Consider the following 13,261-nt stretch of genomic DNA (forward strand, 5'->3'; position numbering starts at 1 on the left):
GCTCCATGCTGCGTGGACCTGAGGGGATTTGAACCCCTGGCCCCCTCGATGCGAACGAGGTGCGCTACCGGACTGCGCCACAGGCCCTTGCAACGAGTGAAACTCTAGCACCCCCATCGGGCTGCTTGGAAATCCGTTCCCCGGCCCCGACCAGCGGCCCAGGCGTGGGGTCGTTCACTCGTTGGCGGCCCGCGGCCGCTCGCCGTCCTCGTACTGGTCGAACAGGGGGGTGCGGCCCCGCTCGCGCGACCGCCGGGCCGACGCGGCGCGCCGTGCGTCACTGCGCTCGCCGCTTTCGGGCCTGGCCGCCTCCCCCGGGTCCCCGGTCTCGGCGCCGGGCCCGGCGTCGCCGCCGGCGTCCCGGGTCGCGTCCGCCGCCTCCTGGTCCGGGACGACGGGGCTCGAGCGGGCCGAGCTCCAGGCGTCCGGGGCCCCGAGGTCCACATCGGCGGTGGCGCGGGGGGCGACCGGTGCGGTGACGTAGGTGGGCAGTGGCACGGGCACCGGGTCCCAGCTCTCGCCGTGTCCCGGCCGCCGCTGCCGTTCGCGCTGCTGGTCGACCCACTCGGCGTGGTCGGTCTGCTCGACGAGCGCCCTGCGGTCGGCGGCGAGCGCCAGCAGGCCGGGGTCGGTCTCGGGTTCGGGGCTCTCGTGCGGCTCCTCTGCGCCGGCGTCGGGGCCGCCGTCGGCGGAGGGGGGCCCGGAGGCGGAGGTCCGGCGGCGCGGCTGGCGCTCACGCAGTCGCTGGGCGGCGGCCTCGGCGCGTCTGCGGTCCATCTGGTAGGCGAAGCGGCGGCGCTCCTGGGAGCGCAGGTAGGCGATGTACCCGCTGAGCAGGACGGCGGGCACGCCGGGCGCCCACAGGAAGGCGAGTCCCCCGACGGCGGCGACGATCGCGCCGAGCGTGAACGCGAGGAAGAGCATCACGGTGGTGCGCCTGCGGCGCGCGAGCACCTTCGTGCGCCGGGCGCGCGCCGCGGCCGCCTGCGCGGATGCCGCGGCGGAGGCGGGTGTGGAGGCGGGTGCGGGGGCGGGCGTGGGTGCCGGGGGCGTGCGCCGCGCCTCGGGCACGCGCGGGTGCGTCGGCACGGCGGCCGATTCGTTCGCGGATCTGGCCGCGGGCCTGGGGGCCGGCTCGCGCGCCGCCTCCGGGTGGACCGGTTCCCGCTCCTGGACCGTGGCCCTGGCGTGCGGACGGGTCGGAGGCATGGCGAAGGCCCGGACGTCCACCGAGTCGGTGACGGCGTCCGGAACGACGGCGTCGGGCTCCCCCTCGTCGGCGGAGCGCGCCCGCAGGTCCTTGGCGTACCGGCGCTCCATCCCCGCCCGTCCGGACAGCAGCCGGATGGCGGTGCTGAAGCGTTCCGTCGGACGGGCCTCGTTCAGCTCGTCCTGCCTACGGAGCCACATCGGCACCAAGTAGGCGGCCCAGGCCCCGACAATGACTGCGTAGATGAGGCCGCTGCTGCTCACGCTCACACGGTAGAGGGGTTTGCGTGAGGCCATCCGCCAATTGGGCCGGTGTGTCGCACGATCTGGCTGATATTTCGAGCTTTTTTTGCGACCGATGCGATCAGCAGGTCACCAGAGCCGGAAATTCAGCGATCAATTTCGAACACATTTTCAATTTGCCGGTCCGCTGTGATTCCCCGGCGTGTTCTGCGGGTCGCGCGGCGCGCTGCGAGGCCGCGTGCGCCGCCAGCGGCTCAGCAGGCCCTCGGGCACTTCCTCCGCGGTGAGCGCGAAGACGAGGTGGTCGCGCCAGGCCCCGTCGATGTGGAGATAACGCGGGCGCAGCCCCTCCTCGCGGAATCCGAGTTTCTCCACGACCCGGCGGCTGGGCCCGTTCTCGGGGCGAATGCAGACCTCGATGCGGTGCAGCCCGACGGTTCGGAAACAGTGGTCCACGGCGAGCGCCACGGCCGTCGGCATGACCCCACGGCCGGCCACCGCCTGGTCCACCCAGTAGCCGACGTGGCCCGAGCACATCGATCCCCAGGTGATCCCGGCGACCGTCAACTGCCCGACGAGCCGTCCCTGGTACTCGATGACGAACGGCAGCATCCGTCCCGCGTTCGCCTCGGAGCGCAGGTGCCGGACCATCTGGCGGTAGGTCGGCCGGTGCGTGATCGGCCCGCTCGGCGCGGGCGGCGGGATGGTCGCCTCCCAGGGGCGCAGCCAGTCCCGGTTGCGCCGGTTGACCTCGCGCCACGCCCGCTGGTCGCGCAGCTTTATCGGCCGCAGGACGACATCGCCCTCCGCGAGTTCGACGGGCCAGGACGGGCTGTTCAGCTCGCACCCCCGGGACGGGCGCCGGGTCTGGGGTGGTCGCCGCCGCGGATCTGGTCGACGGCGTGCACCAGCAGGGGCTCCAGGACGGCCAGCCCGTCCTTCACCCCGCCGGCCGAGCCCGGCAGGTTGACGATGAGTGTGCCTCCCGCCACTCCGGCCAGGCCCCGGGAGAGCGCCGCGGTCGGCACCTTCTCCCGGCCGTACGCCCGGATGGCCTCCGCGATGCCCGGCACCTCGTGGTCGATCACCGCGCGGGTCGCCTCGGGGGTGCGGTCGGTGGGCGAGATCCCGGTGCCACCGGTGGTGACGACGACGTCGTAGCCGGTCTCCACGGCGGCGCGCAGGGCGGTCTCCACCGGGTCCCCGTCGGGGACGACCTGCGGGCCGTCGACCGCGAAGCCGAAGCGCTTCAGCCCCTCGGCGATCAGCGGGCCGCCCTTGTCCTCGTAGATCCCGGCGGCGGCCCGGTTGGAGGCGGTCACGACCAGGGCGCTGTACGGGGAGAGCGGCGCACCGCCGGCCGGCGCGTCCTGTGTCATGACCGGCTCCAGTCGCCCGACTTGCCGCCCGTCTTCTCCTCGACCCGCACGTCCGTGATGACCGCTCCCTTGTCGACCGCCTTCACCATGTCGATCACGGTCAGCGCGGCGACGGAGACCGCGGTGAGGGCCTCCATCTCGACACCCGTACGGTCCGTCGTCCTCACGGTGGCGGTGATCTCCACGGCGTCGTCCGCGACCGACAGGTCCAGTTTCACACCGGAGACCGCCAGAGGGTGGCACAGCGGGATCAGGTCGGGCGTGCGTTTGGCGCCCATGATGCCCGCGATGCGGGCGGTGGCCAGCGCGTCGCCCTTGGGGACGCCCTCGCCGCGCAGCAGCTCGACCACGCGAGGCGAGACGAGGACGCGTCCGCTGGCGCGCGCGGTGCGCGCGGTGACGTCCTTGCCGGACACGTCGACCATGCGGGCGGCGCCCGCGTCGTCGATGTGCGTCAGTCGGTCCTGCTCAGGGGGTCCGGGGGTCTCCCCCCGGGAAGGCACAGCCATGGTGTGTCGCACTCCCGGTCCGGGCCCGTCGCGGTGCGGTGCACGGGCCTGTTGTGCGCGACACGGTACCCCCAACCAGGGGCGGTCAGCCGAGCAGGACCACCTCGACCTCGGCGCCCGGCTCGACGGACTCCACGTCCTCGGGGACGACGATCAGCGCGTCGGCGTGCGCCAGGGCGGCGACCAGGTGCGAGCCGGCGCCGCCGACCGGGCGCACGGTGCCTTCGGCGTACGCGGCGCGCAGGAACTGCCGGCGCCCCTGCGGCGAGGTCAGCGCCTTGTCCGTGGTCAGGGTCGCGCGCGTGGTGGGCCGGTGGACGTCCTGGAGCCCCATCAGGGTGCGGATCGCAGGCCGCGCGAACAGCTCGAAGGAGACGTACGAGGACACCGGGTTGCCCGGCAGCGCCAGCAGGGGGGTGTGGTCGGGGCCGATGGAGCCGAAGCCCTGGGGCTTGCCGGGCTGCATGGCGAGTCTGCGGAACTCGATCCCGCTGCCCGCCTCGTCCTCGTCGCCGACGTGCGACAGCGCCTCCTTGACGACGTCGTAGGCGCCGACGCTGACGCCGCCCGTGGTGACGACCAGGTCGGCGCGGACGAGCTGGTCCTCGATGGTGGAGCGGAGCGTGTCCGCGTCGTCGGCGACCGCGCCGACCCGGTAGGCGATGGCGCCGGCGTCCCGGGCGGCCGCGGTGAGGGCGAAGCTGTTGGAGTCGTAGATCTGGCCGCTGCGCAGTTCCTCGCCTGGCGGGACGAGTTCGCTGCCGGTGGACAGGACGACCACGCGCGGGCGCGGGCGCACGCGTACCGTGCCGCGTCCGATTGCGGCGAGCAGGGCGATCTGGGGCGGGCCGAGGACGGTGCCCGCCTCGAGGGCGCGGTCCCCGGCCTTCACGTCGCTGCCCTTCTCGCGCACGTGGGCGCGTGCCTCGGCGGGCCGGTACACGCGCACGTGCCCCGTGGCCTGTTCCGGTGCGAGGCTGCGGGCGCGCATCCCGTCGACCGGGCCCTCGCCGAGTCCCCCGTCGGTCCACTCCACGGGGACGACTGTCTCGGCGCCGGGCGGCAGCGGGGCTCCGGTCATGATCCGGGCGGCCTGTCCCGGCCCCACGTGGAGGAGCTCGGCGGCCTGACCGGCCGCGACGTCCCCGACGACCTCCAGGGCCGCCGGGAAGTCCTCGCTCGCTCCGGCGACATCCGCGACCCGCACCGCGTACCCGTCCATCGAGCTGTTGTCGAAGGGCGGCAGCGAGACCGGCACCGTGACGTCCTCGACGAGGACGCAGCCCTGGGCGTCGGGCAGTTGCAGCTCGATCGGCTCGAGGGGCCGGACGGTGGCGAGGATGTCCTCGAGGTGCTCGTCCACCGTCCAGAGGCGGTCCTGGGCGGCGGGTCGGGGCGCGGCGGTGCTCAAAGTTGCTGCATCTCCTCGGTGACGTAGCTGCGGAGCCAAGCCCGGAAGTCCGGACCCAGATCTTCACGTTCGCACGCGAGTCTGACAATGGCACGCAGGTAGTCGCCGCGGTCGCCGGTGTCGTAGCGGCGGCCCTTGAAGACGACGCCGTGGACCGGGCCGCCGACCTTCTCGTCCTGGGCGAGTTGCTGGAGGGCGTCGGTGAGCTGGATCTCGCCGCCCCGGCCCGGTTCGGTCCGCATCAGGACGCCGAACACGCTCGGGTCGAGGACGTAGCGGCCGATGATGGCGTAGTTCGACGGGGCGTCCGCCGCTTCCGGCTTCTCCACCAGGCCGGTCACCTTGACCACGTCGCTGTCGACGGTGGTCTCGACGGCGGCGCAGCCGTAGAGGTGGATCTGCTCGGGGGCGACCTCCATGAGCGCGACGACGCTGCCGCCGTACAGCTCCTGAACCTCGATCATCCGCCGCAGCAGCGGGTCGCGGGGGTCGATCAGGTCGTCGCCCAGCAGGACGGCGAACGGCTCCTCCCCGACGTGCGGCTCGGCGCACAGGACGGCGTGACCGAGGCCCTTGGGGTCGCCCTGTCGCACGTAGTGCATGGTCGCGAGGTCGCTGGACTGCTGGACCTTGGCGAGCCGCTGGGCGTCGCCCTTCTTCTCCAGCGCCGACTCGAGCTCGTAGTTGCGGTCGAAGTGGTCCTCGAGCGGGCGCTTGTTGCGCCCCGTGATCATGAGGACGTCGTCGAGCCCTGCGGCGACGGCTTCCTCGACCACGTACTGGATCGCGGGCTTGTCCACGACCGGCAGCATCTCCTTGGGAGTGGCCTTGGTCGCCGGCAGGAACCGGGTGCCGAGTCCGGCCGCTGGGATGACAGCCTTGCTGATCCTGGGGTGCGACTGAGTCATGCCGAAAACCTTATCCGGTGGGTTTGAGGGGAATCTGTAGCTCCGGTTAATTCATGATCGTATGTGCGTATTGGAACAGTGCGGGAGCGACACGTGAACCACCTCAAAGGCGGACCAGAGTCTGACAAACATATGTTGCGGCGAGAGCTCCTCGCGGTGAGAAACACATTGACGACCGATGACATGCGCGAGGCCGCCGCCGCGCTGGCCGAGCACGCGCTGGAGCTGCCCGAGTTGGCGCACGCGCGGACCGTCGCGGCGTACGTCTCCGTCGGGAGCGAGCCCGGAACGCTCGCGCTGCTGGACGCGCTGCGCGAGCGGGGCGTGCGCGTCCTGCTCCCCGCGCTGCTGCCCGACAACGATCTGGACTGGGGCGCCTACGCGGGCGAGGGCTCGCTGGCCCGGATCCAACACGGCGGCAGGATGGCGCTCTTCGAGCCCGTCGGCGAGCGCCTGGGTCCCGACGCCGTGACGGAGGCCGACGTGGTGCTGCTGCCCGGCCTCGCGGTCGACGGGCGCGGCATGCGTCTGGGGCGCGGCGGCGGCTCGTACGACCGCGTGCTGGCACGGCTGGAACGGGCCGCCGCCCGCCCCGCCCTGGTGGTGCTCCTGTACGACGCCGAGGTCGTCCGGCACGTCCCGGCGGAGGCGCACGACCGGCCGGTGGACGCCGTGGTGACGCCGTCAGGGGTGCGCCGCTTCGGGTGAGCCCTCCTGGGTCCCTGGGCTCCTGGGCCCCTCTGCCCCTCGGCCGTGGCGGTCCACGGAAAAGGGGCCGTCACGGGAAAGGGGCCGTCACGGGAAGGGGCCCTCCACGCGCGCGTGGAGGGCCCCTTCCGGTCGCTCAGCGGTCGCTCACGGCTTGAGCACGAGGGTGTCGCTGGTGTTGCCGCCGACCGCCTTCGTCGAGAAGGACCAGTCGAGCAGTTCGCCCTTGGCCCACTTGGCCGTCTGGTCGGTGTAGTGGGCGCTGAAGGCGTGTCCGGAGGCCCCGGTGAGGTTGATCCACTTCGACTTGTCGAAATCGTCGAGGTTGACCACCATCCGCATGGACGGCACCCACACGACGTCGTAGCCGCCGGCGGCGTTCCAGCCGGCCGCGTTGACCGCAGCCTCGCCGCCGCTGAGCTTCCACGGGCCGCGGTTGAGGACGTACTGCAGGAAGCCGGGGCCGCTGGTGCCCAGGGTCTGGTTCTTCAGGAACAGGCGGTGCAGCCGGCCCCAGCTCCAGGTGTCGATGTCCTTGCCGAGCTTCGCGGTCAGCTCCCAGCGGGCGTCGATCATGGCGCGCTCGAACAGCTTGTCGCGGTTGTGGTCGGCGCCGGGGCGCCTGCCCGACTCGGGCGTCGTCCACCAGTCGCTGTCCGGCTTCCCCATGAGGTTGCGCACGACCTCGAACCAGCGGTCGCCGCCGTCCGGCTGCGCCTGGTCGCCGTCGCGCTGGCCGCACTCGCGGACCTTGCCGGTCTCGTCGACGGGCCCGGTGCTGTTGACCGGGTCGACCCACAGGCACTGGCCCTTGACCCTCAGCTCCTTGGGCAGCTTGTTGCCGAACGCCAGCTTGAGGATGTTGCGCCAGACCGCGTTGAAGTAGGCGGCTGCGGCCGAGTCGGCGTCCTGGGTGTAGTCCCAGCCCTGCAGCAGCTCCTGCGCCTCGCGGACGTCCGGGTCGTCCAGGTTGATCTTCAGCAGCGCGGGCACGACCAGCCGTGCGATCTGGCTGTCGTTGTCGAGCTGCATCTGGCGCATGTCGTCGGTGGAGATCTTGCCGCCGTTCCTGGTCTTCAGCTCGATCAGGTCGGTGATGCGCTCGCTGCGGGTGCCGTATCCCCAGTCCGTGGTGAGCGTGTACGGGTACTTCTCCGGGTCGACCACGGCCTGGTTGGCGGTGACGATGTAGCCGCGCTCCGGGTCGTACTCGTAGGGCAGCTCGTCGAAGTCGATGTAGCCGGTCCACTTGTACTTGGAGTCCCAGCCCGGGGACGGGATCGAGCCGTCGACGCCCTTGGCGCGCGTGGGGATCTTTCCGGGCAGCTGGTAGCCGATGTGGTTCTCGGTGTCCGCGTAGATCAGGTTCTGCGAGGGCACGTCGAACTTCTTGGCAGCGGCGCGGAAGTCGTCCCAGTCGGCCGCCCTGTTCATCTCGAAGACGGCGTCCATGGTGGTGCCCGCCTCCAGGGCGGTCCACTTCAGGGCCACGGCGTAACCGTCACCGCGGTCGGGGGCCGCGGCGTCCACGGTCGCCTTCTTGCCGACCTTCACCAGTTCGGTGTCGCGGTCGGACAGCAGGGGCATCCCGTCGGCGGTCTGCCGTACGACGATCTTCTTGGGCGAGCCGCCGGCGACCTTGATGGTCTCCTCGCGCGTGGTGAACGCTTCGACCTCGCCGTCGTAGACGTAGCCGTCGCCGGAGAGCTTCTCCAGGTAGAGGTCGGTGACGTCGACGCCGGAGTTGGTCATGCCCCAGGAGATGTCCTGGTTGTGGCCGATTATCACGCCGGGCATGCCGGCGAAGGTGTAGCCGGAGACGTCGTACTGGCACGTGCTGGAGACGGTGCGGCAGTGCAGGCCCATCTGGTACCAGACGGACGGCAGCGAGGCCGACAGGTGCGGGTCGTTGGCCAGCAGCGGCTTGCCGGTGATCGTGTGCTCTCCGGCGACGACCCAGGAGTTGGAGCCGATGCCGTTGCCGTTCACGCCGACTGCCGCGGGCAGGTCGTCCAGGACGTCGTAGAGGCCCGAGAGCTGGCTCTGCAGGGCCGAGCCCTCCGTGCCGGAGGAGTCGCCCGCGCCGTCGGTCGACCCCTCGGTCGAGCCGTCGGACGAGCCGTCCGTGGAGCCGCTGCCGGAATCGTCCGAGTCACCCGAGTCACCCGAGCCGCCCGAGCCGCCCTGCTCGAAGGCCTCCGTCAGCTCGTCGTACCGGCCCTCCTGGACGATCGTCCCGTTGCGGTCGTAGGGGTACTCCGGGTAGAGCTCGGCGATCTGCTGCGGGCCGAGGCGGCTGGTCAGCAGCGCGCGGTCGATCTCGTCCTGCATGTTGCCGCGCAGGTCCCAGGCCATCGCCTTCAGCCAGGAGACCGAGTCGACCGGGGTCCACTGAGCGGGCTTGTAGTCGTTGGTGAACCCGAGCGCCGCGTACTCCAGGGAGATGTCCTCGGCGTCCTTGCCCGCGAGGTAGGCGTTGACGCCCTTCGCGTAGGCCTGGAGGTACTTCTTCGTGGAGGCCGACAGCTCCTTGTCGTACTCCTCCTCGGCAACCCGGTCCCAGCCCAGGGTGCGCAGGAACTCGTCGTTGTCGACCTGGCTCTTGCCGAACATCTCCGACAGGCGGCCGGAGGTCATGTGCCGGCGCACGTCCATCTCGTAGAACCGGTCCTGCGCCTGGACGTAGCCCTGCGCCATGAACAGGTCCTCGTCGGAGGACGCGTAGATCTGCGGGATGCCGTAGCCGTCCCGCTTCACGTCGACCGGACCCGACAGGCCCTCGAGCGTGATCGAACCCTTGGTCTGCGGGAAGGAGGCGCGGACCGTGCTGATGGACCAGTAGCCGCCGTAGGCGATGCCGCCGATGATGGCCAGCACCAGCACGAGCACGATAAGACGGGCTTTGCGCCCCTTCTTCCTGCCGGACTTGCCGGGCTTGTCACCCGTTGTGGCGGTGGTGTTGGGGGGCATCGCTGTCCTTGCTGTCCTAACGCGAGCGGCAGGTCGGGCTGTGACTATGAATGAGCGCTGGAGCAACCATAGGCGCAGGGGTCCGCGCCACTTGACGCGGAGTCGGTAACCGGCACGGATGAACGTTCGATCTTGCCCTGCCGAGTGTCAAGAAATCGTCAAGAGTTAGGTAAGGTAACGAAGTAGTTGGGCACGGGGCACGACGCCTCCTGTCCGATGTACGTGTGCACCCGCGCGCGCGTCGCGTGCGCCAGGGAAGGGAACCGCCGCTGACTGTCCATCACCTCAACCAGCTCCTGCTCGTCTGCTCACTCGTCCTGCTCGTCGCCGTCGCAGCGGTCCGGATCTCCTCGCGCAGCGGGCTCCCCAGCCTGCTCGTCTACCTGGGCATCGGCGTCCTCATGGGCCAGGACGGCATCGGCAACATCCACTTCGACAGCGCCGAACTGACCCAGGTCATCGGCTACGCGGCCCTGGTCGTGATCCTGGCCGAAGGTGGTCTGAGCACGAAGTGGAAGGAGATCAAGCCGGCGCTGCCGGCCGCCTCCACGCTGGCGCTGGTGGGGGTCGCGGTGAGCGTCGGGGTGACGGCTGCCGCCGCCCACTACCTGACGGGGCTGGAGTGGCGGCAGGCGCTCATCGTCGGGGCGGTGGTGTCCTCGACGGACGCGGCGGCGGTCTTCTCCGTCCTGCGCAAGATTCCCCTCCCCGCGCGCGTGACCGGAACACTGGAGGCCGAGTCGGGCTTCAACGACGCCCCGGTGGTCATCCTGGTCGTCGCCTTCTCCATGGCGGGCCCCGTGGAGCACTGGTACGTGCTGCTGGGCGAGATAGCGCTGGAGCTGGCCATCGGCGCCGCCATCGGCCTCGCGGTGGGCTGGCTGGGCTCCTGGGCCCTGCGGCACGTCGCGCTTCCCGCCTCCGGCCTCTACCCGATCGCCGTCATGGCCATCGCGGTCGTGGCGTACGCGGCGGGCGCGATGGCGCACGGAAGCGGCTTCCTGGGCGTGTACCTGGCGTCCATGGTCATGGGCAACGCGAAGCTCCCCCACTGGCCCGCGACCCGCGGGTTCGCCGAAGGCCTCGGCTGGATCGCCCAGATCGGCATGTTCGTCATGCTCGGTCTGCTGGTCACCCCGCACGAGCTGGGCGACGACGTGTGGCCCGCGCTCGTGATCGGCCTGGCGCTGACCATGGTGGCGCGGCCGCTGAGCGTCGTGCTCTGCCTGACGCCGTTCCGGGTCCCGTGGCAGGAGCAGACGCTGATGTCCTGGGCCGGTCTGCGCGGCGCCGTGCCCATCATCCTCGCGACCATCCCCATGGTGGAGGGCGTCGAGGCCAGTCGCCGCATCTTCAACATCGTCTTCGTCCTGGTCGTCGTCTACACCCTGATCCAGGGGCCGACGCTGCCCTGGCTGGCCCGCAGGCTCCGGCTGGGCGACGACACCGAGGCCGCCGACCTCGGCATCGAGTCGGCGCCCCTGGAGCGGCTGCGCGGACATCTGCTGTCCGTCGCCATCCCCGAGGGCTCCAGGATGCACGGCGTCGAGATCAACGAGCTGCGCCTGCCCGCCGGGGCCGCCGTCACCCTCGTCGTGCGCGAGGGGAAGTCCTTCGTCCCGCTGCCGACGACGGTGCTGCGGCGCGGCGACGAACTCCTCGTCGTCGCCACCGACCCCGTCCGTGACGCGGCCGAACGCCGACTGCGCGCCGTGGGACGCGGCGGCAAGCTGGCCGGCTGGCTCGGCATGAACGGCGGCGGGCGCTGAGACACGGCCACGGGCGCCGGGTGACGGCGACGGGCGCTGGGAGACCTCGACGGGCGCTGAGTAGCGGTGGCGGCCTGAGAAGCGGTGGCGGGCGTCGGGACCGTGGCGGGCGCCGAGGGAAGGCGACGGGCGCCGAGGGGCGGTGGCGGGCGCCGAGGGAAGGCGACGGGCGTCGGGCGACGGCAGGGGGCGTCGGGCGACGGCAGCGGGCGTTAAGCGCGGGTTTCGCACTTTTCACACCCCCTTGATTCGGAGGTGACGGCGCCCGTGGTGCTCATTTTCACAGGGTTCCCCGCCCAAGGTCCCTGTATCCTGAAGGCGCACCTTGATCGAACCAACTCTGCCTGACGCAGAGCTGGCGCGACCGTATGGCGGCCGGGACTGCCCCCTCAGTGGCGCCGGTATCTACCGCAGTAGCGCAAGAGGACAGCTCTCGGCGCCGGCCCTCTCACCAGGGGGCGCGCTACCAGGCGGCAGAAAGGCACGGGCCGTGGCATCCACGGTCACCTCCGAGCCGTCGAAGGACTCGGCGGCACCCCGCCCGGGATACGGACAGCTGCTGCGCACCCGCGGCGCCTGGACGTTCCTGCTGCCCGGCTTCGCGGCGCGCCAGCCGTTCGCGATGCTGACCATCTCCATCGTGCTCCTCGTCCAGCACACCACCGGCTCGTACGGCGCGGCGGGCGCCGCCGCGGCCGTCACCGGCGTCTCCATGGCGCTGTGCGCGCCCTACAGCGGGCGGCTCGCGGACCGCTACGGCCAGCGCGCGGTGCTGATCCCCGGCGTGCTGCTGCACGCGGTGTCGGGCCTGACCCTGACGGCGCTCGCCCTGGCCCACGCGCCCTTGTGGGCCCTGTTCGCGGCGGCCGTGCCCACCGGCGCCTCGGTCCCCCAGATCGGGCCCATGGTGCGCGCCCGCTGGGGCGTGAAGCTGAAGGGCTCGCCCCTGATGACCACCGCGGCGGCCTTCGAGTCCGTCACGGACGAGCTCACCTTCGTCGTCGGCCCGCTGCTGGCGACCGCCCTGTGCACCGCTGTGAACCCGGCCGCCGGCCTGGTCGCGGAGGCCTCGCTGACCCTCGTCGGCGGTCTGCTGTTCGCCGCGCGCAAGAGCACGCAGCCGCCCGTCGCCGTCGACGGGCACGCGCGCGTGGAGCACACCTCCGCCCTGCGCGTCCCCGGCGTGCGCGTGCTGATCGTGACCTTCCTGGGCATCGGCGCCGTCTTCGGCGGCATGCAGGTGTCGCTGGCCGCGTTCACCGAGTCGATCGGCGAGCCCGGCCTGAACGGCGTCCTGTACGGGACCTTCGCCGCCGGCAACATGCTCTCCGGCCTGGTCTGCGGCGCCGTCGCCTGGAAGGCGGCCCCGCAGCACCGCCTGGTCGTCGGGTACGCCGCGCTGACCCTGGCCGCCTCCGGCCTGTGGGCCGCGCACTCGGTGCCGCTCCTGGCCGGCCTCGGGCTCCTGGTCGGCATGTGCATCGCGCCCGCGCTGATCACCGGCTACACGCTGGTCGAGGGCCTGGTTCCGGCCGGCGCCCGCACCGAGGCGTTCACCTGGCTGACCGGCGCGGTCGCGCTCGGCCAGGCGGCGGCCGTCACCGTCGCCGGACAGCTGGAGGACCGCCTCTGGGGCGGTGCCGGGTTCCTGGTGCCGATGGGCGGCACCGTCCTGGCGCTGGCGACCCTGGTGGCCCTGCGATCCCGGCTGTCGGCACGCCCTCGAGGACGTACCGTCGCACGTGGCGTCGGTCACCGCGTGCCGGTGGCAGTGGACTGATGCTCGGGAATGCGTCACTATGGATCGTCGTTAGCACTCAATGAGTGAGAGTGCCAGGAGGAAGACAGTGCCGACCTACCAGTACCAGTGCACCGAGTGCGGCGAGGGCCTCGAGGCGGTGCAGAAGTTCACCGACGACGCCCTGACCGAGTGCCCCAACTGCAATGGCCGCCTCAAGAAGGTGTTCTCCGCGGTCGGCATCGTCTTCAAGGGCTCCGGCTTCTACCGCAACGACAGCCGCGGCTCCTCGTCGAGCAGCTCGTCGGCGTCGTCCTCGAAGTCGTCGACGTCCTCGACCTCGACCTCGTCGTCCTCCTCGGACACGAAGTCGTCGAGCTCCTCCAGCACCTCGGCCGGCACCTCCGCCGCGTAAGG

The 13,261-nt window shown here is 71.5% G+C and carries 11 protein-coding genes and 1 tRNA gene; 4 read left to right on the forward strand and 8 right to left on the reverse strand.

Annotation, left to right across the window (positions count from 1 at the left end; translation table 11 throughout):
- Window positions 1-13 precede the first annotated feature (13 nt).
- From ACIHAR_RS13905 to galU, 7 genes are all read right to left on the reverse strand, one after another.
- Window positions 14-87, reverse strand: a tRNA-Ala gene (locus ACIHAR_RS13905).
- Between the two features lie 87 nt (window positions 88-174).
- Window positions 175-1,473 carry a gephyrin-like molybdotransferase receptor GlpR gene (gene glpR, locus ACIHAR_RS13910; protein ID WP_400019348.1) on the reverse strand — a complete coding sequence of 433 codons (1,299 nt, stop codon included), beginning with the start codon at window positions 1,471-1,473 and terminating at the stop codon, window positions 175-177.
- 150 nt (window positions 1,474-1,623) lie between these two features.
- Window positions 1,624-2,292, reverse strand: a complete 669-nt coding sequence (locus ACIHAR_RS13915) for a GNAT family protein (protein ID WP_365463903.1) — start codon at window positions 2,290-2,292, stop codon at window positions 1,624-1,626.
- Window positions 2,289-2,831, reverse strand: coding sequence for a MogA/MoaB family molybdenum cofactor biosynthesis protein (locus ACIHAR_RS13920; RefSeq protein WP_365463793.1), 543 nt, complete (start codon window positions 2,829-2,831; stop codon window positions 2,289-2,291). Before ACIHAR_RS13920 ends, ACIHAR_RS13915 begins: the two co-directional genes overlap by 4 nt.
- Window positions 2,828-3,340, reverse strand: a complete 513-nt coding sequence (moaC, locus tag ACIHAR_RS13925; RefSeq protein WP_365463796.1) for a cyclic pyranopterin monophosphate synthase MoaC — start codon at window positions 3,338-3,340, stop codon at window positions 2,828-2,830. The genes ACIHAR_RS13920 and moaC overlap by 4 nt, the downstream gene beginning before the upstream one ends.
- Before the next feature lie 85 nt (window positions 3,341-3,425).
- Entirely contained in the window at window positions 3,426-4,751 is a 1,326-nt protein-coding gene (gene glp, locus ACIHAR_RS13930) for a gephyrin-like molybdotransferase Glp (protein ID WP_400019350.1), read from the reverse strand.
- On the reverse strand, window positions 4,748-5,659 hold the full coding sequence (gene galU / locus ACIHAR_RS13935; protein ID WP_365463802.1) for a UTP--glucose-1-phosphate uridylyltransferase GalU: 912 nt from the start codon (window positions 5,657-5,659) through the stop codon (window positions 4,748-4,750). Before galU ends, glp begins: the two co-directional genes overlap by 4 nt.
- 132 nt (window positions 5,660-5,791) lie before the next feature.
- On the opposite strand from galU, the gene ACIHAR_RS13940 reads away from it, so the two are divergent.
- A complete protein-coding gene (locus ACIHAR_RS13940) occupies window positions 5,792-6,367 on the forward strand; it encodes a 5-formyltetrahydrofolate cyclo-ligase (RefSeq protein WP_388752224.1) in 576 nt (191 codons plus the stop codon).
- A 147-nt stretch (window positions 6,368-6,514) separates the two neighbouring features.
- Here the strand turns inward: ACIHAR_RS13940 and ACIHAR_RS13945 are convergent, their stop codons facing one another.
- Window positions 6,515-9,337 (reverse strand): penicillin acylase family protein, encoded by a 2,823-nt coding sequence (locus ACIHAR_RS13945; protein WP_400019353.1) that lies wholly within the window; start codon window positions 9,335-9,337, stop codon window positions 6,515-6,517.
- A gap of 245 nt (window positions 9,338-9,582) precedes the next feature.
- On the opposite strand from ACIHAR_RS13945, the gene ACIHAR_RS13950 reads away from it, so the two are divergent.
- From ACIHAR_RS13950 to ACIHAR_RS13960, 3 genes are all read left to right on the forward strand, one after another.
- Window positions 9,583-11,106, forward strand: a complete 1,524-nt coding sequence (locus tag ACIHAR_RS13950) for a potassium/proton antiporter (RefSeq protein ID WP_365463811.1) — start codon at window positions 9,583-9,585, stop codon at window positions 11,104-11,106.
- A 490-nt stretch (window positions 11,107-11,596) separates the two neighbouring features.
- Window positions 11,597-12,886: an MFS transporter gene (locus ACIHAR_RS13955; RefSeq protein WP_365463814.1), complete on the forward strand. Its 1,290-nt coding sequence runs from the start codon at window positions 11,597-11,599 to the stop codon at window positions 12,884-12,886.
- 67 nt (window positions 12,887-12,953) lie between these two features.
- Window positions 12,954-13,259 carry an FmdB family zinc ribbon protein gene (locus ACIHAR_RS13960; RefSeq protein WP_365463817.1) on the forward strand — a complete coding sequence of 102 codons (306 nt, stop codon included), beginning with the start codon at window positions 12,954-12,956 and terminating at the stop codon, window positions 13,257-13,259.
- The last annotated feature ends 2 nt before the right edge of the window (window positions 13,260-13,261 follow it).

The sequence above is a fragment of the Streptomyces sp. NPDC052016 genome (assembly GCF_044548445.1).
Classification (GTDB): Bacteria; Actinomycetota; Actinomycetes; order Streptomycetales; family Streptomycetaceae; genus Streptomyces.